Consider the following 25,914-nt stretch of genomic DNA (forward strand, 5'->3'; position numbering starts at 1 on the left):
TATTCATGTCTGGCTGGTACAATTAAGCCTGAATCTACCAATGGTCTTGTGGGTAATTTCCAATGCCTGGTGGCGCAAAAAATCTGTGGCTCACGTAGGCCCAAATAGACTGGCATCAGCGTCTTATGGGTCACAAACGGGCGTCATTATACACGAAGCGCAACCCTTTGACAAATGCCCCTACAAAATCGGTCTTCGTCACGACGGTGATGGCAGACAAGCGAACGGCGTTTCCTTCGACATGGGTATTCGTCTTACCGTTCGGGGTGGTGTGATTGCTTGACACTCTGTATATGGCTCCCAGAAAGAAAGGTTCGATCATGACTATACAATCTGGCCCGCCCGGCACGCGTTCATCGGTTGCGACTAGCCGGTTAATCGGAGGCATGTTGACACGACTCGCCCCTGGGCTGAGTGTGGCCGTCGTGTTGGCCGCCAGCCTCCTGTTCGTGCTACTCGCGGGCGCCACGGCGGCCGCTCCACCGCCTGGCCCTGTCGCGGCGCCTCAACCGCCAGCCGCCCTGGGCGACAATTCCCTGACGTTGACCACCGATGGCCGCGGGCTGACGGTTGATCTCCGCACGAACGCCTACGAATTGGAATCGGTAACGCTGGATGGCGCCCCCTTTGTGCGCCTGTCCGCGCCCGATACCACGCCCATGGGGGACCCCGGCACTCCTGAGATTCCCGTGCGCAACGTCCTGTTGGCCGTGCCCGTTGGCGCCACCGTCAAATTGACGGTCTTGGCGGCGGAGAGCGAGACGATACCGCTGACTGGCGCCCTGGCGCCGGCGCCATCGGCCTCACCGCGCCCGACCGCGGCGAATGACACCTTCGATGCCCGCCCGGACGGCCTGGATTATGTTTATTTGCAGGACCCGGACCTTTCCCAACAAGATGCCTGGCTGCCCGCTGTCCTGGCCAGCGTGGACGGCGACAGCTACCTGCGTGAGCAGCGCGTCGTGCGCCTCTCTCTGCGCCCATTCCAGGTCAACCCAGGGCAGCAGAGCCTGCGCATCGTACATCATTTGCGCGTCAGGATTGACTTCGTCGGCCAACCGGTCCTGGCGGCAGACGCCTCGGCAGTCTCCCCGTACGAGCCTATTCTGCGCAGCCAACTGTTGAACTATGAGCAGGGTAAGGCCTGGCGCGTGACGCCTGCCCAGGTTCCACTGGCCGCCCGGCCGGCCGCCGCACAGATTCGCCGTCCACAGGACACGGGCGAACGCTGGCGCGTGGAGGTAGATCATGATGGCCTGGTGGCGCTCGACTATGCCACCCTGCGTGACGCCGGCGTGCCGGTTGACAGCCTTGACCCGCGCCATTTCCGCCTGTGGCGCGATCAACAGGAGGTGGCACTCCTGGTTGAAGGAGAGAGTGACGGCCGGTTCGATGCAAGCGATCGGATCATCTTCTATGGCCAGCAGACGCAATCGCGTTACACCACGATCAACGTCTACTGGCTGACGCAAGCCAGCGCGAACGGCCTGCGCATGACCACACGCAGCGCGCCGCCACAGGTGGGCACGCCGCCCGCCGGTTTCTGGCGCTCGATTCACTTTCAAGAGAGCCACTTTTATCTCAGTGACCTCCCACGCGAGGAAGGCGCCGATCACTGGTACTGGGCAAGTTGGTCAACAGGACGCCGCGGGGCCGCACCCACCCACACGATCACCGTCACGCTGCCTGGTCTGCTGCCTGATGCGGGCGGAACGCTGACGGCCACCCTGCGCCCGAACGTTTACGGTCAAAGCAGCGATTACTTCATCAATCCCGACCATCATCTGCGCTTTCTGGTCAATGGCATCTTTGTCGGCAATGCCTATTTCGATGGCCTCAGCCCGTTTCAACAAACCTACATCTATAATCAGAGTCTGCTGCAGACCGGCGACAACGTCTTTCAGCTCAACGCCGTGTCCGACATCGGCATGGAGCAAGAGTCCGGTCACGTGCAGTGGTATGAGGTGGGCTACTGGCAGGCGGCGCGAGCTTTGGATGACCACATCGAATTCGCCGGCGTTTCTCCTGTGTATCAACTGGCAGACTTCAGCGGCAACAACCTGCTGCTGCTCGACATCAGCAACCCGCTGGCGCCTGTGCGTTTGACCGATTACACACTGGAGCCGGCTGACAGCCTGGTCAGCGTGCGCTTCAGCGATGGCGGCCGCGCCGCGCGCTATGTGGCGCAGAACAGCGCCCTGGCGTCCGCGCCGCGGGCGGTGAGCGCGGATACGCCTTCCAGCCTCGGCGCCACGAGCAACCAGGCCGACATGATCATCATCAGCCCTGAGACCTTCCTGGATTCACTGGCGCCCCTGGTCAGCCTGCGCCAGAGCCAGGGCCTGCGGGTGTCGGTCATCAACGTCCAGGATGTATACGATGAATTCAGCGGCGGCGTCTTCGACGCGGAGGCGCTGCACAGCTTTCTTGCCTATGCCTACTACAATTGGCAATCGCCGCCGCCGCGCTTCGTCCTCCTCGTTGGCGACGGGCACTACGATTTCAAGAATTTCCTGGGAACGAACGCGCCCAACCCGATGCCGCCCTACCTGAAAATGGTTGATCCCTACCTGGGCGAAACCTCCTCGGACAATCGCCTGGTCACGGTTGCCGGCAGTGACGTGCTGGCAGACATGGCCATCGGGCGCCTGCCGGTAAACACCTACGACGAAATCAACGCCCTGGTGAGCAAGATCGTCAACTACGAGACAGTGCCTCTGAGTGGCGACTGGTATTTGCGGCATCTGTTCATCACCGATAATCCGGACGGCGCCGGTAATTTCTGGAATCTTTCTAACGCCGTGGCCGATGTGCTGGTGCATGCGCCGTATGTGGCCAACAAAATCTATTTCGGGCAGCCGCCTTTCACTTCGCCGCTGGCGACTCGTCAGGCCATCTTGAATGCTTACAACCAGGGCGCGCTCATCGTCAGCTACGTGGGTCATTCGTCTATCCCCTGGTGGGCAGCCGAAATCCTGTTCAGCACCACCCAGGTGCCTCTGTTGAACAACGAGGAGCGAACCCCGATCATGCTGCCGATGACCTGTTACGATGGCTATTTCCACGATCCGCGTTTCCCGTCGCTGGGGGAGACCGTGGTGCGTGTCAGTGGACGGGGCGCAGTTGCCAGTTGGTCCGCCACCGGGCTGGGCGTGGCTCACGGTCATGACTACCTGGAGCGGGGCTTCTACACATCGGTCTTCATCAACGGTAACCCCAGCCTGGGCGATGCCACCACGGTCGGCAAGGTGAACCTCTACACCAGTGACCCCCGTTTCCTTGACCTGGTTGACACCTATCTCCTCTTTGGCGACCCGGCCATGAACGTCGCGCTGATTGACACCGACCTGCAGGTTAGCGATCAGGTGGCGCCTGCCGGCCCGTTGACGCAGGGCGAGCGAGTGACCTACACCATGCACTACACCAATGCGGGGCCGGCCGCCGCTGCCAACACGCAGTTGACCCTGGAACTGCCGGAGTCGCTGCTCGCTGTTTCGATTGAATCGTCGGCGCCAATCATGGCCGACCCCATCACGCCTCATGTTTGGTCCCTGGGCGCCCTGGCGGCCGGCGCCACCGGCGTCGTTACAGTCACCGCGCAGATCGCCCCAGACATCACCCCGGCCGACCTGCCGCTGATCATCGGCGGCCATTTGCGGACCACGTGGCGCGAGCGCACCCAGGCCAATAACGGCCAGTCCTACACGCTGCAGATGGCGCCGGCCGATCCGGCCGTCAGCCTGCTGACGGCGCCGGCCAGTGTGATTCAACCCGGCGATCGGGTCACCTTCACCATTGGCTATGTCAACCAGGGCGCGGGCATTGCGACGCAGGGCCTGTTGACCTTTCCGCTGCCCGCCGGCGTGCTGGCGCCGGTGATCACCTTCAGCGGCCCTGCGTTGACCGCCGTGCCTGGCTCAGCGTTCGCCTGGCGTCTGCCCGATCTGCCGCTGGGCGCCGGAGGCCAGGTCATTGTCGCGGTCACGGTAGATCCAAATCTGGCGCCGGGTCAGAGCGTCATCGCGGGCGTCGTACACCTGAGTACCGCCTGGCTTGATAGCAACACGGCCAACAACCAGGCCAGCGCCTCGCTGTTGGTCAATGTGGTTGACGCCTACGAGCCGGACGACGGCCTGCTGCAGGCCAGTTACCTGCTGGCGCCTGGCGTACAGATGAATCACACCTGTCACCGCGCCGGTGATGTGGACTGGATTCGTTTCGACGCCAGGTCGGGCGTCGCCTATTACCTGCGGACATTCAACCTGACCGGGAGCGGCGACACTGTCATCTCCCTGCATGACAGCTTGGGTAACGAGTTAGCCAAGAATGACGACTATCTGCCGGGAAGCCGGTGGTCAGGGATTGATTGGACGGCCGCGATAACCGGTAAATACTTCATGCGCATCATTGGCAGTGGAGAACCGTGGTGCGGCTTCCGCTACGATGTGCGTATCACCACCTCGCTCGTCACCTTTCTGCCAACCATAGGCAAGCTGGCGCCCGCAACGAGACTTGTAAGCCAACCGTAAGGTCGTCTTACTTGACCCTGCCTGTCGTGAAGCTATACTGTCGGGTGTACTGATCATTTAGAATTTTCAGTACACCCGACAAGCATTGCAGCCATGCATGATACGATCTGGACGGCTCGTTCGGAATCGCGCATGCAAGAATCGTATATTCGTGTAGGTTGGTCATGTCACGACATCTTTCGCTCGCTACCAGGCAGATTCCCTCCACACTCATGCCAATCCGTACCTCAACCGATATTCTGTCATATGGTCATTGGGAAGGGCGTCATCCAGTGCATAACCGTGTTCTCATCATCCGCTCCGAACCAGCGTTGACTTCGGAATTACTCATCCAGACCTATCGCGACCGGGGATATTTGGTGGAAGCTGTCACAGCGAGCTTGCCCCGTGAAGATATTTTGCGCGCCGCCGGGGATAGTCAAATTGCGGTCGTTGAACTGCGCAGCGATGATTCGCCTATGTTCGAGCTGTGCGAATATCTGCGTGCCCATTGGACAGGGCCTTTGCTCATTCTCACCTCAGCCTTCGCCAACGCGGATGTCGTGCGCGTCTACCAGATGGGCGCTGACGGACATTATCCTTACCCATGCAACATGCGTGTGGTCATGGCGCGCACCGAGGCGCTTCTGCGCCGTTCACAGGGAAAACTCCGCGTCGAAGCGCGCCACTAGTAGTTGGCTTTCATCCCCAGATATCAGCTCCGCTGACCGAACTCCATTATCCGTGTATCCGTGTCCACCCTTGTGAATCCGCGTACCAACTCCTGTTGCATCACCCACGCCGGTTCTTGTAAGCAAACCGTAAACGAAAAACAGTTGTTGGGCGTATGCCACCGTGTTACAATCACCCCGACAAGAGAGTATCGTTTTTTTCTGTGCATGGGCATGGGCCGCAGCACAGATCGTATTTCAGGAGGATCACACATGAATCGAATGATTGACACAGCCAACCGACAGACAGCCAGCAAGCCGCTCACCTTGATGGTGCGCACGCTGCTGGTGCTCGCCTTTGCCGGCGCTCTTTTCCTGCTCCCCGCGGCGCCGATTGCATTGGCTGGCAATCCCGACACGCCGCTCGATATCTTGTACCAGGCCGGCACCTGCGAAGATCCAAATTACGCCATAGCCGTTGCTGGCGTGGGTCTCAACGGCGCCACTTCCGGCGCCATGTCGTTGACCATCCCTGCCACCGCCACGGTGGTGCAGGCCTATCTGTTCTACGTGGGCTACGACTCCACTGATACCAGCGGCGGCGACCCCAACATCACCTTCCAGCGCGACGCCCTGGCGATCAATCCGATTGTCGCCATTGACCAGGGCGGCCCGGCCTTCTGGCAAACATCCAAGTGGGCCTGGGCCTTCCGCGCTGACGTCACCAGCTTCATTGCGGCTGGCGCCCACACCTACACGGTCGCGGGCTTGAACGCCTTTACGTCGCCCGTCCTGAAGACCGAAGGCGCCGAGTTGGTAGTCGTCTACAAGGATGTCAGCGCCGGCGCCCAGGCAGTTTATCTCTACGCTGGCATGGACATGGTGCAGACACGCAGCGGCCCGCCCGCGGGCGCCGGCTCGATTCCCGTGGTGGTTGGACCTTTTGACACGGCTTCCGTCGTGCGCACCGTCAAACTCAACACCATCGTGGGCGGCGGCAACCTGAACCCGCTGAGCAACGAATCTGCGCTGTGGTACTCTTCCGGCCTCGTAGTGCCTCCAGGCGACATCTACGGCGCAACGCTCATTGCCAACAACCCGTTCGTCGGCGCCCAGGGTAATTACTGGGACAGCCACGCCAGCACCGCCAGCCTACCGATTGGCGACAAGGTTGTGGCGGTGCAGGTTGAGTCCAAGGACCTCAACGGCGCAGCGCTGGAATGGATTGCGCAGACGGTGGAAATCCCGCTGGCCTGCCCGACCGTTCAGGTGACCAAGACCCTCACCAGTAACAGCTACGTGCTTGAGGGCGGCCAGGCTACCTTCCGCATCAACGTGGCAAACACCGGTAACACCAAGCTGACCGTTGTCCACCTGCATGACGCTTTCGACACCGTGCATCTCAACTACAGCACGGCGACGCCCACGCCCAACACCTTCAGCGAGCCGCTCGGCACCATTGACTGGACCGATTTGACCGGCGTAGCGCCCAACGGTTTCAATCAGGACCTGATGCCGGGTCAGCAGTTCACCGTGACGGTCACCTTCAATGCGGCCGTGGCGAACGGGTTGATCCCGGTTCTCAACACGGCCAATATCATCACCTCGACGACCAAAGACGAGAATGATCGCAACCCACCGCCCAGCACCAGCACCACCCAGGTCATTATCGTCAAGCCCTCGATCCTGTTGGAGAAGACCGTAACAACCCAGGCTGGCATCTGCCCCGGCGCCGAAAACCTGGACGTACCGATGGGTTCCACGGTCAAGTACTGCTACCGCGTCACCAACACCGGCGACACCTACCTGGTCAACATTGTCATCACTGACGACAAGATTCCCGGCACGATCGGCACCATCCCTGGTCCGTTGGCGCCCGGCGCAACCTCGACCTTTGTCTCTGCCACAGCCGTGATCAACGCGGATACGCTGAACACCGGCACCGCGACCGGCACGCCCAGCACGTCGGGCGGCACCCCTCTGCCCAACATCCCGAATGTCACCGACACCGACCCGGCTAATGTCCGTGTGACCGGCAAGATCGGCGACTTTGTCTGGAACGACCTCAATAATAACGGTATTCAAGACTCCGGCGAAACCGGTCTGCCCAATGTGCTGGTCAATCTGTATGCGAACAGCACCTGCACAGGCACCCCGTCGGCCACACAGACCACCAATGCCAGTGGCTTCTATCAATTCATCAATCTGCTGCCCGGCAGCTACTGCGTGCAGGTGGCCGCCAGCAACTTCAGCGGCGCCGGCGCGCTGGTCAGCTGGAACACCAGCCCCAAGGACCAGGGCGGCGATGACACCAAGGACTCCGACGGCGATGTGTCTACACACAATGCCCCGGTGACATTGGCTTCGGGCGCAACCGACAACACGATTGACTTCGGCTTCTGGAACCCCAGCAGTCTGGGCGACTTCGTGTGGAACGATGTCAATGCCAACGGTATCCAGGACAGCGGCGAGGTTGGCATCAGCAACGTCAAGGTGAATCTCTATAATAATGGCACCTGCACCGGCACGGCGCAAGCCACCACCAACACCAACGCCAGCGGTCTGTATTCCTTCACGAACCTGATCCCAGCCACCTACTGCGTTCAGGTGGATAGCACCAACTTCAGCGGCGCGGGCGTGCTCTTGGGTTGGAACAGCAGCCCCAAGGACCAGGGCGGCGATGACACCAAGGACTCGGACGGTGACACCGTCACCCACAACAGCCCGGCCATCAGCCTGGCCGCCGGCGCCAACAACCCGACGATTGACTTCGGCTTCTGGAATCCGTCCACCCTGGGCGACTTCGTGTGGAACGACATCAACGGCAACGGTATCCAGGACAGCGGCGAGACCGGTGTCAGCAATGTGACCGTCTACCTGTACAACAACGGCGCCTGCACCGGCAGCCCCATCAACTCGACAACGACGAATGCCAGCGGCGCCTACAGCTTCACGAACCTGGTGCCCGGCACCTATTGTATCGAAGTCGCCAGCATCAACTTCAGCGGCGCCGGGCCGTTGGTCGGCTGGAACAACAGCCCCAAGGATGCGGGCGGCGATGACACCAAGGACTCCGACGGCGACGTCAATCATCGGTCGCCGGCCATCACCGTGCCCGCGGGCGCAACCAACACCACGATTGACTTCGGCTTCTGGAATCCATCCAGCCTGGGCGACTACGTGTGGAACGATGTCAATGCCAACGGTATCCAGGACGGCAGCGAAGTGGGCATCAGTGGCGTGACCGTCAACCTGTATGCCAATGGCGCCTGCACGGGCAGCGCACAGAGTTCGACCACAACCAACGCCAGCGGCGTCTACGGTTTCAGCAACCTGGTGCCTGGCACCTACTGCGTCGAAGTAGCCTCGGGCAACTTCAGCGGCGCGAGCGTCCTGGTCGGCTGGAGCAGCAGCCCCAAGGATCAGGGCGGCGATGACACACGCGACTCGGATGGCGACATCGTGACCCATCGGTCGCCGGCCATCAGCCTGGCCGCCGGCACGAACAACCCGACGATTGACTTTGGCTTCTGGGATCCGAGCAGCCTGGGCGACTTCGTCTGGAACGACTATGACGGCGATGGTATCCAGGACGTGGGCGAGCCGGGCCTGGCCAATGTCACGGTCAACCTGTTCGCCAACGGCACCTGCACCGGCGCAGCCCAAAGCACCACCACGACCAATGCCAGCGGCATCTACGGCTTCAGCAGCCTGGTGCCCGGCACCTACTGTGTACAGATTGTCGGAACCAACTTCTCCGGCGCCGGCGTCCTGGTGGGCTTCAACAGCAGCCCCAAGGACCAGGGCGGCGACGACACCAAGGACTCCGACGGCGACACCATCACTCATAACAGCCCGGCCATTGCGCTGCCGGCTGGCACCGATAACCCGACCATTGACTTCGGCTTCTGGAAGCCCGGTCAGATCGGCGACTTCGTGTGGAACGACATCAACGGGAACGGCGTGCAGGATGGGGGCGAAGTGGGCATTGCGAACGCCACCGTGCGTCTCTATCCCAATTCAACCTGCACCGGATCGCCGCAGGCCACCACAACGACCAGCCCCAGCGGCCTGTATACTTTCTCCAACTTGCCGGCCGGCAACTACTGCATCGAAGTAGTCACGGCGACCGGTGTCTTGATTGGTTGGAACGCCAGCCCGCAAGATCAGGGCGGCGACGATACGAAGGACTCGGACGGCAACCCCATCACGCATATCGCACCGTTGGTGCTGGCGCCGGCGCAGACGAACACCACCATTGACTTCGGTTTTTGGAACCCCTCCTGCCTGGGCGACATCATCTACACCGATTCCAACGGCAATGGTACCCAGGATGGCTGCGCCGATCCCAACAACCCGCTGAGCTGCGCGGAGTCCACAGGTATCAGTGGCGTGCCCATTATCGTCTCAGGCCCCAACGGCTTTAGCGCCTCCTTCCTGAGCGGCAGCTCCCCAGCGGGCGTCTATCGTCTGAACAACCTGCTGCCCGGCACCTACACGATCAGTGTGCCGGCTGCGATCAGCCCGAACTTCATCCGCACCACGGCCAGCCCGCGCGTCATCACGCTCACGGCTGGGCAGTGCGACCTGTCGGTTGACTTCGGCTACATTGGCCCCACCGGCATCAACCTGCAGCGCTTCGACGCCGCCTGGCAGAACGGCTCCGCCACCCTGGTGTGGCAGACCGTGAGTGAAAACGGCGTGGATGGCTTCGACATCTACCGGGCGCCGGCGATTGACGGCGAACGCGAACGCGTCAACGACGCCCTGATCCTGGTGCAAGGCGCCGGCGCTGTCTACACCTTCGTTGACACCTCGGCCATCCCGTCCAAGGACTACTTCTACTGGCTGGTCACCCGACCGGGCGATGAGGTTCTTGGTCCCTGGCACCTTGCGCCTACCATCGCCCCGCGCATGTTCTTCCCCGGCATTCGGCGCTAACACAGCGCTCACCTTCAACCAGATACACCCGGAGTTCGCAAGAACTCCGGGTGTCTTTTTTTCTGCGCCAGACCATCCGAGCCTCAACATCCCCGGCGTTTGCATCCTCAGCCGTTGATTTTCAGTCCACAAAACAAGCAACGCCCTTTTTTGGGCATGGTTCATCAAAGGTACTACGCGCTGGCAAAACCAAAACACCGGGGGTACCATTGTCAAAGGGCGTTCCGACATCTAAACTGTGACCAGATTCGAGCGTCTACGCTCACGTTTGTTGGAGATTGCCTCATGGCCACAGTCACATACCGGATCAGAACCTGTGTTACCGCGACGTTCCTGCTGAGTTTGCTGACCGCCGTTGTTCATCCACTACCCGTCACTGCTGCAGCGCCGCAGTCTGGCAGCGCATACCGGGTGACTGTGGATCGCACCGGCATGTACCGCCTCACCTATTCTGACCTGGTCAATGCCGGCGTGCCCGTGGCAGACCTGGCGCCGCAGCATCTGCATCTCACTTCCGGCTACCCGGCGGTTGAAGTTGCCAGCGAGATCACCGGCGCCAGCGACGGACGCTTCGACCCGACGGACGAGATCCGTTTTTACGGGCAGGCGCGCGACAGCAAGTATGGCGCCATGAATACGTACTGGCTGGCCTACGACAATACTGACGGTGTGCGCATGGCCGTGCGCAACGGTACCCCCGCGAATGGTACGACGCCGTCAGCCTTCCAAACCACAGCGATGTTCGAGCAAGACCTGCTCTACCGCTCCTCACTCCCTTTCCTGGACCAGGCCGATCACTGGTTTTGGGATGGCTGGGCGGTTGAAGCCGGCCACAGTCAGACCATCTCCTTCACGCTTTCGGTAACCAACCCCGTCGCGGCCGCGGCCAGCCTCCTGGTGGCCTACCAGGGCGAGTTCTTCTCCTACATCGTATCGCCCGATCATCATGTGCAGGTTGTCCTGAACGGCCATCTCCTGGGTGAAGCCACCTGGGATGAGGCCCTGCCTTTCAACAAGACCTTCAACTTCGATGGAGGCTGGTTGCTCAGGGGTGATAACACCGTGGCGATCACGGCCTTTGGCGACACCGGGCTGGCGGTTGAGAGCGGCTACGTTGATTTCATGACCCTGACCTATCAGCGCACCTTTGCCAGCGCCGGCGCTGGCCTCCATTCGATGCTGATGGTCCCGGCGCCTGGCATTTGCAGGCAACCGGTTTTGGCAGCAGCCAGGTTGTCGTTTACGATGTGACCAATGCAGGCACGCCCCAGGCCATCAGCCAGGTGCGCGTGCAGCCGGCCGGCAGCACCTTCACCCTTGATTTCAGCGATGTGGTCACCGCCGAGACGCACTATATAGCCGTCGGCGACAACGGCTGGCTGACGCCGCGTGCGATTCAGGCTGACACACCGTCCGACCTGCACAACAGCGCGAATGGCGCCGATTACATCGTGATCAGCTACCCCGATTTCCTCAGCGCCGTGCAGCCATTGGCCGATTATCGAGCGTCCACCGGTCTGCGGGTCAAGGTGGTCAATGTTCAGGACGTGTATGACGAGTTCGGCGGCGGCCTGCTGAGCGCCGAAGCCCTACATGATTTCCTGCAATTCACCTATTCCCAATGGACACCTCCCGCGCCCCGCTATGTGCTCCTGGTGGGTGACGGTACGTACGATTTCAAGGACGTGGCCGGCCGTGGCAATCAGACCTTCATCCCGCCCTATCTGGCGCTGGTAGATGCCCTGAATGGCGAGACCGCGGCCGACAATGACTACGTCAACTTCGACAGTGATCCCCTGCCAGAAATGGCAATCGGGCGCTTCCCGGTCAAGACGGCGGCCCAAACCAGCACGATCGTCAACAAGGTGTTGGCCTATGAAGCAACGCCTGTCACCAGTGATTGGATGCGCAAAGCCACGTTGGTTGCCGACAAGTACGATCCGTTGGCCGGCAATTTTGCGGCGCTGTCCGATGAGGGCCTGGCCTATTTTCCCCCGGAATATAGCGTGGATCGCATCTACTACGGCACGGCCTCCTATCCCACGGCGCAGACGGTCTACAATGCGCTCCTCGGCGCGGTCAACAACGGGCGTTTCTTGGTCAACTATACCGGTCATGGCGACAGCCGTTCCTGGGGCGGCTCGCTCCTGCGCTCCCTGCACGTCAGCAACATGGTCAACGGTAACCGCCTGCCCGTCATCACCACCATGGGCTGTGAGGTCGGCTACTTCATCTTTCCGTATTACGATGCGCTGAGTGAGGTGCTCGTCACCCAGGCAGGCGGGGGCGCGGTCGCCACCTGGGCCGGCAGCGGCAGGGGCACCTCGATCGGTCAGCAATGGCTCTACAAGGGTTTTCTAAGCGCCGTGTTCGAGCAGGGCGTCAATGAACTCGGCGTGGCGCTTGACCTGGCGAAGCAGCATCTCCTGTCGAATGCCCCCCAGTGGGTCAGCCTGGTTCACACCTTTCATCTCTTTGGGGATCCGGCGCTGCGCTTCCCCATGCCGCGGGCAGAGACCAACGTCACGATGACAGCCACCCCGACACAGCCCAGGGCCGGCGAGATGATTACTCTCACGGTTGCTTTTGCCAACCAGGGGCAGTTGGTGGCCCGCAGCAGCCAACTGACGGTGACGCTGCCGTCCGAAGTGATCGGTGGACATTTCTTCACAGAGGGCAACCTGGGCGAGGTTCGCTCCGCCGGCGCGCAGTCCACCTTGACCTACTCCCTGGGCGATCTGGCCGCTGGTCAAACCGGCACGCTCCACGTGGTTGGCACCCTGGCCGCCATCCTCAACCCTGGGACCCCCCTGAGTGTGGCGGCGCAGGCCCGATCGGTCAATCCCGACGGAAACCCGCAAAATAACGCCTTTGACCTGACCGTTACCGTTGGTCAGATACAAGGAAGCCTGGGCGGCGTCAATTTTGTTGATACGAATGGCAACGGGCTGCGCGATGGCGACGAAATTGCGGGCCTCGCCGGCATCCCGGTGGCCATCCTGAACGGCAGCGGGGCGGTGGTCAGGCTGACCACGTCGGGTCCAATGGGCGCCTGGCGCGTGGACGGGCTTGACCCAGGCGCCTACAGCGCAGCCGTTGATCCACAGGGGCTGGTAATCACAACACCGAGCCACGTACCGGTAACTCTGGAGGCCGGCGCCTCGATCCTGGATGTGTACTTCGGGTTCCTGCAGCCCACGGCTGTCATGATTGTCAGCTTCGAGGCTGCCGCCAACGATGACAACATCCTTGTCAGCTGGCAGGCGATTTCACAGCGTGGCGATGAACTGTACCAGGTGGAACGCTCGTTGCAGGCGGAAGACGGCTATGTTCCGGTCAGCCCGCTGCTTGCCAGTGCAACACACCCCGATGGCCGTTTTACCTGGGAGGATGACCAGGTCGAAGCCGGTCAGGTTTACTGGTACAGACTCGTAATCCAGCCTGGAAACACAATCGTAGGCCCGGTGGCCGGCTATGCGGGCGGCCAGCATTTGTTTATCCCCCTGGTTAGCCGCTGAGCAAACACGCAGGCCCCAACAAGCCGCATGACGAACGAGATGAACGGGTGGTTGATCCACGGATCCCACCCGTTTTTTGTGGGCTTTTTCGTCGCGATCTGCAACGGGAATAGCGAAAAATTGACGTGACAAGGGCTTTGGCTATAATATAGAATCATGTTGTCAAAACTAAATCCGGTTGGTATCGTTCAACAACATAGACAGACAGTATTAGATTACAGGGGTTACGAAAGGAGTACGGACCATGCTTTTCGTGCGTGAACTCCAAACAGATGAACGCCAGGCTCTTGACCAAGCGGCCAACAATCCCTCCCTGGATTGGTCACAACGCGCACGCATCATCTTGCTATCGGCGGCCAGCAAGACGGTTCCTGACATTAGTGCAGAAGTGAGGCTTCACCCCATTAACGTGCGCAAGTGGATCCACCGCTTCAATATGCGCGGCTTGGCAGGCCTGCGTTCTGGCAAGTCACCGGGGCGCCCGCCGGTATTTTCGGAGACACAGCGCCAGGAGATCGCCGATTTGGCCCACGCCAACCCGAGGGAGGTTGGTTCGGCTTTCGATCGCTGGTCGTTACAACGCCTCCGTGAACATCTCATGACGCACAACATCGTAGGGTCAATCAGCGCCGAGACCGTTCGTCAAATTCTTCTCGACTGAACCACCCGCTAACCTCAATTCACGACCATCCATAGCCCTGCTCACAAGGCAGGGCTTCTTGTTGCCTGGCATCTGGGCAGAGCGATCGGCGCCCAAAACCCCTCCAGCGTTTCTTGGTACCACCGCGCTATTGAGTTTGGGCATGGAGTTTCGTACTATGTGAAATACCAGGAGATGATTATCTCTTTTCAATTCACGCTCCCAACCTCAGGAGGAACCATGTTATTTGTACGCAAGCTCACGGAGAATGAGCGTCAAAAATTGGCGGATGTCGCAATCTCCCATGCCGCCTATGATTGGGCACAGCGCGCACGCATCGTACTGCTCTCGGCCCAGGGGCGTTCAGTACCAGAGATCGGCGACGAAGTGAATCTGCACCCGATCAACGTCCGCAAATGGATTCACCGTTTCAACGCGTATGGGGTCGAGGGACTGCAATCTGGCAAATCGCCCGGTCGCCCGCCCGTATTTTCCGAAGAACACCGCGATCGGGTTCTCTCCACGGCGCGCAAGAACCCGCGTGACTTAGGGCTTCCATTTGACCGCTGGTCGTTGCAAAGACTGCGTGATTACTTGATAGAAAGGCAATTGGTGCCATCCATCAGCGCCGAAACCGTGCGCTTGATTCTCTGGTCGCATGGTTTGCGCTACAACATGCGGCAAGAGTGGAGAACACCATTTACGTTTGCCTGGCTGGAAGAGTTCGAAGGCGTGCGCGTGGGCGCCATGCGCTAGTGCATGCCAGTCTTCACCGCCAGGCGCTAGTGCGCGCCAGTCTTCACCCCCAGGCGCTAGTGCGTGCCAGTCTTCACCCCCAGGCGCTAGTGCGTGCCAGCCTTTGGCGCCAGGCGGTTGTCGTCCCCGCATCAACGCCTTGCCCCTGCTGGCTCGCGCTGACCGTCCCCTTCGATTTCCGTGTTCGAGACCTCCGATAGCACCGACACCTCTTTCTGTAAGTTTTCCCAAGCCACCTGCCAAAATCAACGATCTGTAAGCCAAAGGTAAGGTAAAGACGTTGACTTCACTGGTAAAGTAGCCTACAATTAAATTGTTCGGCTACCAGGCATAAGCAGCCAGGCCGCCCCCCCCGGATTGACGCCCTACCTGCATGAGAGAGCCGCTCTTCGAGAGCTGTTTGGAGATACTTACAGATGATACGAAAATCAGCCTATGTGATTTTCATGTTGTGTTTTGTGATCGGTGCGATGGCGCCGGTTGCTGTCGGCGCTGAGGCCATGACGGCGCCTGTTGAGCCTGCGACCCCGGCTATCGGAGTCAGCTACAAACTCCAGGTGGCTCAGGAAGGTATGTATCGGCTAACCTACACCGATTTGCAAACAGCCGGTTTGCCGGTTGACACACTCAACCCGGCGCAACTGCAAATCTTCGCAGGCGGTTCAGAAATTGCCATTTTCGTGGCCGGTGAGGGCGACGGGATCTTTGATTCCAGCGACTATGTGGCTTTCTACGGCAAGCCAGTTCACACGCTGTACACCGATATCAACACCTATTGGCTCGCGTTTGGCGAAGCCAACGGCCTGCGCATGACCCAACGCGATGTGACGCCAGCCGGCGGCGTGCCGCAGTCCGCCTTTGCCACCACGATGCATTTCGAGGACAACCAGTTGTACGATGGCAAAATACCAAGTACCGAAGGCGGCGACCACTGGTATTCGTCGAACTACTTCTTCCTGCTCTGCTCTACGCCCAGCACCTGCCCAACGCAGACGCTGAGTTACCCAATGAACCTACCCGGCCTGGCCAGCGGCTCCTTTCCTGCCAGCCTGCATGTCGCCCTGCGGGGGGTCTGGTCGAACCCGTTTGTCAATCCCGATCACCTCGTTACGTTCTATCTGAATGGCACGTTGCTTGGCGACGTCTCCTGGGACGATTACGAACTAAGTAACACCACCCTCGCCTTCGATCAGTCCATTTTGCAGATCACGAACACCGTGACCGCCACGGCTGTGGTCGTTGGCAGCGGCGTTCAGGACCAAATCTACCCCGACTGGTTTGAACTGACGTATCATGATGTGCCTGCAGCGCGCAGCGATGTGGCCCGTTGTGACGCCGATAGCGCCGGCACGCTGGCTTATGCGATTGGCGGTTTTACGGACTCCAACATTCACGCCTTCGATGTGACCGATGCAAACCACCCCACACGCCTGGTCAACGCCGCTGTCACCGGAGCGCTGGCACCCTTTACCCTGGAATTCTCTGATGTGCGCGCGGCGCCGAACAGCCGTTGCCTCAGTTTGGCCGACGCCGCCTTTCTGACGCCCCTCAGCATCACCCTGGACACCCCTTCGAATCTGAAAGCGTTAACGAATGGCGCCGATTACCTCGTCATCACGCACCATGACTTCCTGGCCCAGGCAACCCAATTGGCCAATTATCGTGCCAGTCACAATCAGTACGCCACGGCCGTGGTTGATGTGCGGGATATCTATGATGAATTTAGCTTCGGCCTGATGAGCCAGCAAGCGATCAAAGATTTTCTGACCTTTGCCTACAACAACTGGCAGCCCCGCCCGCAGTTCGTCCTCTTGATGGGGGACGCAACCTACGACCCGAAGGGCTTCAGTGCAATACCCGATCAGGTCTTTGTTCCCGCTTTTCTTGCCATGAGCGATTCCTTCATGGGAGAAACGGCCGCGGATAATCGCTACGTGGACGTAGACAATAACAAGATGCCCGATATGCACCTGGGACGCTTCCCGGTCAACACCGTGGCTGAAGCTCAAGAAATGGTGGATCGCGTCGTGAGCTACGAAGCCCAGGCGCCCGATCAAGCGTGGAATCGCCGTGTGATCTTCGTAGCCGACGACGCCGATGGCGCCGGCAACTTTTCCGAACACAGCAACCTGGTTGCAGATCATATCTTGCCCGCAACCTTCACCCAATCCAAGCTCTATTTCCGTATCAACTACACCAGCGCCAGCGCCCTGCGTACCGCACTGCTCAATGGCATCAACAGCGGCGCCTTGTTCGTCAACTACAACGGCCACTCCTCCATTCCCTACTGGGGCGGTGAGCGCTACTTCCGCACCAGTGACGTGGCGACGCTGACCAACGCCGGACGCTGGCCGGTGATGCTCCCCATGACCTGCCTCGAAGGGTACTACATCGTGCCCGGGTACAAGTCGCAGGGAGAGACGGTCGTGCGCACCCTGGGGCGAGGCGCCATTGCCAGTTGGTCGCCCACGGGCCTGGGCGTGGCAACCGGCCACACCGAGCTTTACACCGGCTTCTATGAGGCTATTTTCGAACAGGGCATCTTACAGCTCGGGCCGGCCACCACCGCCGGCAAGCTCAAGCTTTTCAATACCAGCAGCCCATTCAAGGAACTGTTGGACAACTACATCCTTTTCGGCGACCCTGCGCTGACCCTGGCGTTGCCCGCGGCCGATCTTGGCATCAGCAAATCTGTGGAGCCGGCCGGCTCTGTAGCGCCAGGACAGCCGCTGACGTACACGATTACCGTGAGTAATACCGGACAGTTGAGCGCCAGTGGTGTGCGCATCACCGAGACGCTGCCTTCTGAATTGAGCAATGTGGCCTGGAGCGCCAGCCATGGCGATGTCATCCTTGAAACGGGCAGCAACCTGGTCTGGACCGTCGCTGCGCTGGCAGCCGGGGAACAGCGCACCATCACCCTGAACGGCGCCGTCACCAACACGATTACGTCAACCACGATCATCACCAACACCGCCCAGGTGAGCGGCGACCCGCCCGACCGGCGCTCAACAAATAACAGCGCCACGGTGACAACCCAGGTGGCGACAGGCGCCTCGGATCTGGGTGGCCTGGTGTGGGCCGACATCAGCGGTGATGGCTCACCCAACGAAAACCCACTGATGGGTCTGCAATCCTTTGTCATCGCCGTTCTCGATCAGGGCGGCGCCACCGTCGCCACTACCCTCAGTAACAGCAGCGGGCAGTGGCGCATCAATGGGTTGCCACCCGGCACCTACAACGTTGTGATTCAATCGCTGTCTGGCTTCATTCCGACCACGCCGACCAGCCGCATCGCCATTGCGACACCCGGTCAGAACCTGCTCAATCTCAACTTCGGCTATGTCGTGCCCACTGGGGTTGGACTGAGTTCGTTCACGGCCAGTGTGGAGGGCGCCCAGGTGCGTGTGGCATGGACCTCGCTGCGTGAGTTGAACCTTGTTGGCTACTACGTGTATAATAGCCCCACAGCAAATGGCTTGCGAACCCGGATCACGAACGAAATCGTTCCAGCCCAGGGCAACGCCAGCAGCTATGTGGCCCTGGATCCGGCTGGAAACAGCGGCGAGTTCTACTGGATCGAAGCAGTTGCCCCCGATGGCAGCACCTGGTACGGCCCCACGGCGGCGCAAGCGCAGAATTGGCACCGTGTCTTTCTGCCTGTTGCGCAACGTTAGCGCCCTGCCTGCGTCTTAGAAAGAGGTAATATCGGTACTGCATCGTGGCCTTGCATCGTTACCAGGCACTGGATCGTTTTGTAATCTGACAGACAAATGGCGATTGTCGGTAAGGCCGAGCCGACACTCGCCTTTGCCCTTTTTTGCGGTCTGCCACAGGCAGACTGACATTGCGCGACACAGGAGGTGGCTTATGACTCACCCGCGTTCTCCCCTGCAACTTCATCCGGAGGCTGCGCCGCACGCCCGCGGATCTGCCCGGCAGGTAATCCGCTCTCAGCCCTGGCTGCTGCTTTGCGGTATCATCCTGCTCTTGCTTGGCCTGGTGCTGCAACCCGGCGTTACTTCGGTAGGCGCCGATCGGGAGGCGCCCATTGGCATTGATGACGCACCACTCCAAACCGCGCGCGAGTGGGGCACGTGCTTTGACCAACTGGACGGTGGCTACGGCGTGGTTGCCTCCGGAATTGGCCTCGATGGCTTGACGTCAGGAACGATCAATATCACCATTCCTGGCAACGTGTTCAAGGCCTATTTGTATTGGAACAACGCCACGACACTGATCAATGGCTCCAACTTCAATGTGACGCTCAATAGTATACCGGTCACGTCCGACGGAGATTACTTTGGCAAGTGGAGCAGTGTCCTCTACGCCCATGCCTATTGGGCCGACGTTACAGCCCTGGTCACCGGCCCCGGCGCGTCCAGTTATCTCATCTCCGGCGTAACCATCGGGTCCTATAGCAACGGTGCTGCGCTGGTTGTTGTCTACAAGCAGACTGGCCGCTTGCCGTACCACGTCTGGCTGAACGAGGGTTTGGACATCGCCCGTGGCCACTTCGGCCCACCGACGCTGGCCGCCGGAACCGACCCGACCGAGTTCTCCGGTGTGGATGCCTACGATCAGACTCCTCCTGGCAGCGCGCGCCAGGCTCTCACTTGGTCCGTGGTTGGCGGTGTCCAGCCCACACAGGGTTCTGGCCTGTGGGGTCAGCAAGGTATTACCGGCACCTTGCCCATCACGTCCGACCTCTTCATTACCGGAACGTTGATCGCCAACAATCCGTACATTGCCAATCGCGGCAATTATATGGATGTTTACAGCACAACCATCACCGTGCCTGTCACGACCACCTGGCAGTTGCTGCAGGCAGAATCCAAGGACACCAATTCGCCCGATCTGGAGTGGATCGTCCAGACTTTTGAGATTCCGCTCAGCGGCTGCGCCTCGACGCCGACGCCAACGCCGACGCCCACGTTGACGCCGACGAACACCCCGACGCCGACACGCACGCCGACGCCGACCAATACGCCGACAAACACCCCGACGCCGACGCCAACGCCGACGGACACACCCAAGCCGCCGACGCCGACGCCGACGCCCACGGATACGCCGACGCCGACCCCGACGAACACGCCAACCAATACGCCGACGCCAACCCTGACGCCGACGAACACGCCGACGCGTACACCGACGCCGACGCCGACGCCAACCCTGACGCCGACGAACACGCCGACGCCGACACCGACGCCGACGAATACCCCAACGCCGACACCGACGCCGACGAACACGCCGACGCGTACACCGACGCCGACACCGACGCCGACCAATACGCCAACCAACACCCCGACGCCGACGCCAACCAATACGCCGACGGGGACCGCTACTAATACCCCGACGCCGACGCCGACGCCGACGAACACCCCAACCCCGACCCCCACGAACACCGGTACGGCAACCCTGACGCCGACGCCGACCAACACCCCAACCCCGACGCCGACGCCGACCAATACGCCAACGCCGACACCGACGCCGACCAATACGCCAACCCTGACGCCGACGCCGACTAATACGCCCACCCCGACGCCGACGCCGACCAATACGCCAACCCCGACGCCGACGCCGACCAACACCCCAACCCTGACGCCGACGCCGACGCCGACGAACACCCCAACACCGACGCCGACGCCGACCAACACCCCAACCCTGACGCCGACGCCGACCAACACCCCGACCCCGACGCCGACGCCGACCAATACCCCGACGCCGACGCCGACCAATACGCCGACGAACACCCCGACGCCGACGGCGACGAACACCCCGACCCCGACGCCGACGCCGACCAATACCCCGACGCCGACCATCACCCCCACCGCGACGCCAACGTGGACGCCGGGCGGCCCCACTGCCACACCGACCCCGACTGCAACGAATACTCCCACGGTCACGCTGACGCCGACGAATACCCCGACGCCGACCAACACGCCGACGCCGACGCCGACGCCGACCAACACGCCGACGCCGACGCCCACCAACACACCGACGCCGACGCCGACCAACACGCCGACGCCGACGCCGACCAACACACCGACGCCGACGCCGACTAACACGCCGACGAATACCTCAACGCCGACGCCAACGCCGACTAACACGCCGACGCGTACGCCAACGCCGACGAACACGCCGACGCTGACGCCCACCAATACGCCGACGCCGACGCCCACCAACACCCCGACACGTACGCCGACGCTGACGCCAACACCGACGCCGACCAACACACCGACGCCGACGCCGACGCGTACGCCGACGCCGACCAACACGCCGACGCCGACGCCGACCAATACACCGACGCCGACGCCGACGCCGACCAACACACCGACGCCGACGCCGACCAACACACCGACGCCGACGCCAACCAACACACCGACGCTGACGCCGACCAACACACCGTCGCCGACGCCGACGCCGACCAACACACCGACGCCGACGCCGACCAACACGCCGACGAATACCCCGACGCGTACACCGACGCCGACCAACACGCCGACGAATACCCCGACGCGTACGCCGACGCCGACCAACACGCCGACGAATACCCCGACGCGTACGCCGACGCCGACCAACACGCCGACGAATACCCCGACGCGTACACCGACGCCGACTGTGACCAATACCCCGACCCCAACGCCGACGCCGCTCTGCCAGCCGGATCAGTATGAGCCGGACAACAGTTACACCAGTGCCACCCTCCTACCCACGAACGGCTCGGCTCAGGTACATAACTTCCATGTCACCGGTGACCAGGACTGGTTCCGTGTCAATCTGCAGGCCAATCGCGCCTACACCTTCACCACGTTCAACCTGATGCTGGGCGCCGATACCATCATGCGCCTCTATGACACGGATGGCACTACGTTGCTCATCACCAACGATGATTACACCGGCGGTGGCGTAGCTTCGCAGATCGTGTTCGTGGCGCCTGCTCAGGCGACATACTATCTGATGGTGCGCGACTTCTACAACCGTGGTGACTGTCTCGGTTACTCCATCAAGGCCGAGCCAGGGCCGTTCCGCCAGTATGTCCCGGGCATCATCAATATCCTGCCGCGTACGCCGACGCCAACCCCAACGGCAACGCTGACGGCCACTCCGACCCGGACGCCAACCCGCACCCCAACCCGCACGCCGACGCCGACCGTAACGCGTACCCCAACGCGCACGCCGACGCCGCCCGTCGGTGGTGATATTGACATTCCGGGCTTGACGCACGCCAAGGGTGTGGCGATCAACCCGCTGACCAACCGCCTGTACCTGGCGAGCCGCGACACCGATGAACTGTTCGTGGTCAACGCCAGTACCTTGCAGACGATCATCAAGATTCGTGTCGGCGACGAGCCATTCGGTGTCGCGGTCAACACGGCGACCAACAAGGTCTACGTCAACAACTATGTGGACGGAACCGTCTCCGTGATCAACGGCGCCACGAACAGCGTCATTGCCACGGTGCAGATTGGCCCTGAAACCACCTTCCTGGACATCAACCAGACCACCAATCGCATCTACAGCATCAGCCACGCCTGGGATGTCATGGGGATCATCAGCGGCGTGGATGAGCGGCGCCTGGCACTCAAGTGGTCCGGTGGCGTGGGCGCATGGGGCGCCACCGTCAACGAAACCCTGAACCGCATCTACACGACTAACCGTGACACCGGTAACATCGCCACGCTTGACGGTGTGACCGGCAACACCTTCGAAGACCAGTCGGTGTCGCCGTTTGTGGGCGCCATCCCGTACGCCATCCACTACGCGCCGTCGCTCAGTCGGGTCTTCGTCATCATCGGCGAAGGCGACATCCCGTTCCGCCTGATGGCCTACCGCACCACCGCGCAGGGTCTCACCCCGGCCGGCCAGGTGGATATGCCGCAGGATCAAGCAGATGGCGGCGGCGGCCTGATCGTCAACCCGACCACAGGCCATGTCTTGCTGGTCAACAGTAAGTTGAACCAGGTGCGGGTGTACAGCTACAACGGCACCACCAACGCCTTCACCTTGCTGCGCACGGTAGCCACGGCCCGCAACCCGTTCATGCTGGACGTGAATCCGACCAACAACCGGGTCTATGTCGGTTCTCGTGACCAGGCCAAGGTGACCATCTTCACCGACAACTAGCGTCACTCATCACTTCGACACCTGTCGCCTCCGATGGCAGGTGTCGAAGCACAACAGTCAGGCGGGGGTTGTACGAGCAGAGTTTTCTGACTTGTGCGACCTCCGCTTTGTTTTTGGGGCAAGCACAGGCGCGGCGTCACCTGAGTTGGTTCAGGGCGTCATGTTGTGTACAATGACGTCACCATTCCCCCGTTCGATTCCCCCTGTTCCACATAGGAGACGACAAAATGCGACTTCGACACCTGACCCTGACCCTGGCCCTGCTTGTGGGCATCAGCCTGATCGCTTTGCTGGCTATCGGCGTGGCCGCCAGCGCGCCGCCAGCCCTACCCGCTGCGCAGATATTGCTCGTGCAGTCCGCGCAACCGGCATTGGACCCGGCCGATGGCTCGGTGCTCCTCACCCGTTCGCCAGCGCCGCCATCCGCCCTGCGCCCAGGCGAACTGGAAACGATGCACTGGGAGGTTCTGGGCTATGGTGGCGCCACGCCCAGCCACGTCACCTACGCTCTGCGTAACTTTGACTCCAGCCAGGTCATTGAAACAGCCACCTACTTGAACACCAGTGGGCTGAGCGTGACCCGCACGTTCCAACTTCCGATGACCTATACCGTGCCCATTTCGTTGACGCACGAACGCTACATCGCACGGGTCGAGTATTTCTCCGACAACGGCTTCGAAGCGGCGGCCGAGGTCGTCTTCTTTGTCACCCAGGACACGGGCGATTTGCGCATCGTCAAATTCGTGGATGCCAACGGCAACGGCGTCCAGGAGCCGGGCGAGAATGGGCTGGCCGGCGCAATTTTCACCCTGCGCTTCCCGCCTCCCTTCTCTGAGGTGTTCACACGCACCACCACAAGCAGCGGCATCCTCTCGTTCACACACCTCGGCGTAGGCACCTACACCGTGAGCGAGATCAGTTGGCCGTCTGGCTATGAGCCAAGCATCTCGCCCGCACAGCAGTTGGTGCAGATTCAGAACAACGTCACCGCCACGCTGTTCTTTGGCAACTGGCCGTGGACGCCCACGCCCACCAATACGCCCACACCGACGAATACGCCGACGAACACGCCGACGCCGACGCCGACCAACACGCCGACGCCGACGAATACCCCGACGCCAACGCCGACCAACACCCCGACGCCAACGCCGACCAACACGCCGACGCCGACGCCGACCAACACGCCGACGCCGACGCCGACCAACACGCCAACGCCTACAGCCACCCCGACGCGTACGCCAACGCGCACGCCAACGCCGACCCGCACCCCGGCCCCGCGCTATCTCCCGTTGGGCGCCAACGATTACTACCTGGTCCCGCGCGGCTGCATTGCCGGCACGAAGGTCAACGCGGCCTATGCCGGCCTGGGCGGATGGACCATCCGCGTCCGCCTGAGTGATGAGGCGGAGCCGGTTTACACGCGTGTCACCGATGCCAGCGGCCGCTTCCGCTTCGACAACCTGCCCTGGGGCACCTACACCCTGTGGGAAGAGATGCAGACTGGCTGGGAACCGCTCTCGCCGGCTCAATTCAACGTGACCCTGGCACAGACCGGCCCCTGCATCGAAGTGCGCTTCCGCAACCGCCTGTTGCCGACCGCGACGCCGACCCCGACGCCCACGCCGGTCATCTTCCCTGACATCACCGGCATTGACCATCCCAAGGGCATGGCCCTGCACCCCAGCACCCAGCGCCTTTACGTGGCCAGCCAGGCCCACAACTGGGTTTATGTGATAGACACCGCGGCCAACAATGTCGTGACGACCATTCCGGTGGGCGCCCGCCCCTTTGGTGTGGCCTACAATGCCACGACCAACAAGGTCTATGTGGCGAACTTCGACAGCAACAGCGTATCGGTCATCAACCCGGCCACCAACACCGTGATCCGCACCATCTCGATGGCGCCCTACCGCGAGCCGTGCTGGGTGGCCGTCAACCCCATCACCAACCGCGTCTATGTGACGCTGCACGGCGATGGACGTCTGGCCGTGATTGACAGCGTCAACGACACCCTCTTGACCACGGTTGGCGTTGGCGCCGGCGCATGGGGACTGGCCGTACACCCGAACTTCAACCGCATCTACGTCGGGTTGCGTGACATTGACCGCGTCATGTCGGTGAACGGGAACACCAACCTGATCGAGCCGCTGCTCACGCTGTACCCGGGCGGCGAACCGTTTGGTATGACCCTCGATGCCACGCGTAACCAGATGGTGGTCTCCTACGCTGTACGCGGAGAGCCGGATCAGCGGGTGCGCTTCTATGGCCTGAGCGGCGGCGGCGCGACCCAACTCGAGTCGGTGCTGGTGGGCAGCAGCGGCGACGGCGGCGCGGGCCTGGCGGTCAACCCCAACAACGGCCATATCATGGCGGTCAATGCCAACGACGACAGCGTGACTCGCCTGAGCGGCGTGCTGCGCGAGCCGATTAGTCTGCGGATGACCGGCGATTTCCCGCTGGCTGTCGTGGTCAACCCGGCCAACAACCTGGTCTATGTGGGCAACCGCCTGAGCAACACCATCAGCGTCTTCTACGACTTCCCGGCCCTGGCCGAGATTCGTCGAACCTATCGCTGACGCTAAGACTGAACGAATTCTTTACCACAGAGAGCACAAAGAGCACAGAGAAGTCGCCCACGGGCGGCGAACCTGCCGCTTCTTTGTGCTCTCTGCGTTTTTCGTGTGAATTCGTGTCATTCGTGGCAAGAGTCTGAGGATGCGCTCCGCCACGAATTTCACGAATTGATTCCTCTG

At 61.3% G+C, this 25,914-nt stretch carries 11 protein-coding genes; 10 read left to right on the top strand and 1 reads right to left on the bottom strand.

The features are described from left to right. Window positions 1-130 precede the first annotated feature (130 nt). Window positions 131-286 (bottom strand): hypothetical protein, encoded by a 156-nt coding sequence (locus IPM84_04550; GenBank protein MBK9092040.1) that lies wholly within the window; start codon window positions 284-286, stop codon window positions 131-133. 100 nt (window positions 287-386) lie between these two features. Between IPM84_04550 and IPM84_04555 the strand changes: the two genes are divergently transcribed. The 10 genes from IPM84_04555 (at window position 387) to IPM84_04600 (ending at window position 25,737) form a co-directional block, all read left to right on the top strand. Then, the gene (locus tag IPM84_04555) at window positions 387-4,529 is read left to right on the top strand and encodes a DUF11 domain-containing protein (GenBank protein ID MBK9092041.1); all 4,143 of its coding nucleotides are present in this window, start codon (window positions 387-389) and stop codon (window positions 4,527-4,529) included. A 272-nt stretch (window positions 4,530-4,801) separates the two neighbouring features. Further along, window positions 4,802-5,200 carry a response regulator transcription factor gene (locus tag IPM84_04560; GenBank protein ID MBK9092042.1) on the top strand — a complete coding sequence of 133 codons (399 nt, stop codon included), beginning with the start codon at window positions 4,802-4,804 and terminating at the stop codon, window positions 5,198-5,200. Between the two features lie 252 nt (window positions 5,201-5,452). Then, complete coding sequence (locus tag IPM84_04565; GenBank protein MBK9092043.1) at window positions 5,453-10,120, top strand: carboxypeptidase regulatory-like domain-containing protein; 4,668 nt, start codon at window positions 5,453-5,455, stop codon at window positions 10,118-10,120. Between the two features lie 285 nt (window positions 10,121-10,405). Beyond that, entirely contained in the window at window positions 10,406-11,371 is a 966-nt protein-coding gene (locus IPM84_04570) for a hypothetical protein (protein MBK9092044.1), read from the top strand. Continuing rightward, window positions 11,323-13,638 carry a hypothetical protein gene (locus tag IPM84_04575; protein MBK9092045.1) on the top strand — a complete coding sequence of 772 codons (2,316 nt, stop codon included), beginning with the start codon at window positions 11,323-11,325 and terminating at the stop codon, window positions 13,636-13,638. Before IPM84_04570 ends, IPM84_04575 begins: the two co-directional genes overlap by 49 nt. A gap of 244 nt (window positions 13,639-13,882) precedes the next feature. Continuing rightward, window positions 13,883-14,299, top strand: coding sequence for a helix-turn-helix domain containing protein (locus tag IPM84_04580; protein MBK9092046.1), 417 nt, complete (start codon window positions 13,883-13,885; stop codon window positions 14,297-14,299). A gap of 219 nt (window positions 14,300-14,518) precedes the next feature. Next, window positions 14,519-15,034 carry a helix-turn-helix domain containing protein gene (locus IPM84_04585; GenBank protein MBK9092047.1) on the top strand — a complete coding sequence of 172 codons (516 nt, stop codon included), beginning with the start codon at window positions 14,519-14,521 and terminating at the stop codon, window positions 15,032-15,034. A gap of 416 nt (window positions 15,035-15,450) precedes the next feature. After that, window positions 15,451-18,711: a DUF11 domain-containing protein gene (locus IPM84_04590; GenBank protein ID MBK9092048.1), complete on the top strand. Its 3,261-nt coding sequence runs from the start codon at window positions 15,451-15,453 to the stop codon at window positions 18,709-18,711. 193 nt (window positions 18,712-18,904) lie between these two features. Beyond that, window positions 18,905-23,161, top strand: coding sequence for a hypothetical protein (locus IPM84_04595; protein ID MBK9092049.1), 4,257 nt, complete (start codon window positions 18,905-18,907; stop codon window positions 23,159-23,161). A 227-nt stretch (window positions 23,162-23,388) separates the two neighbouring features. Continuing rightward, entirely contained in the window at window positions 23,389-25,737 is a 2,349-nt protein-coding gene (locus IPM84_04600) for a hypothetical protein (protein ID MBK9092050.1), read from the top strand. The last annotated feature ends 177 nt before the right edge of the window (window positions 25,738-25,914 follow it).

Source organism: Candidatus Amarolinea dominans, assembly GCA_016719785.1.
Taxonomy (GTDB): domain Bacteria; phylum Chloroflexota; class Anaerolineae; order SSC4; family Amarolineaceae; genus Amarolinea; species Amarolinea dominans.

Coding starts and splice junctions, on each gene's coding strand:
- IPM84_04600 (MBK9092050.1), top strand. CDS start 23,389: ATGCGACTTCGACACCTGACCCTGACCCTGGCCCTGCTTGTGGGCATC.
- IPM84_04555 (MBK9092041.1), top strand. CDS start 387: ATGTTGACACGACTCGCCCCTGGGCTGAGTGTGGCCGTCGTGTTGGCC.
- IPM84_04565 (MBK9092043.1), top strand. CDS start 5,453: ATGAATCGAATGATTGACACAGCCAACCGACAGACAGCCAGCAAGCCG.
- IPM84_04590 (MBK9092048.1), top strand. CDS start 15,451: ATGATACGAAAATCAGCCTATGTGATTTTCATGTTGTGTTTTGTGATC.
- IPM84_04580 (MBK9092046.1), top strand. CDS start 13,883: ATGCTTTTCGTGCGTGAACTCCAAACAGATGAACGCCAGGCTCTTGAC.
- IPM84_04570 (MBK9092044.1), top strand. CDS start 10,406: ATGGCCACAGTCACATACCGGATCAGAACCTGTGTTACCGCGACGTTC.
- IPM84_04585 (MBK9092047.1), top strand. CDS start 14,519: ATGTTATTTGTACGCAAGCTCACGGAGAATGAGCGTCAAAAATTGGCG.
- IPM84_04595 (MBK9092049.1), top strand. CDS start 18,905: ATGACTCACCCGCGTTCTCCCCTGCAACTTCATCCGGAGGCTGCGCCG.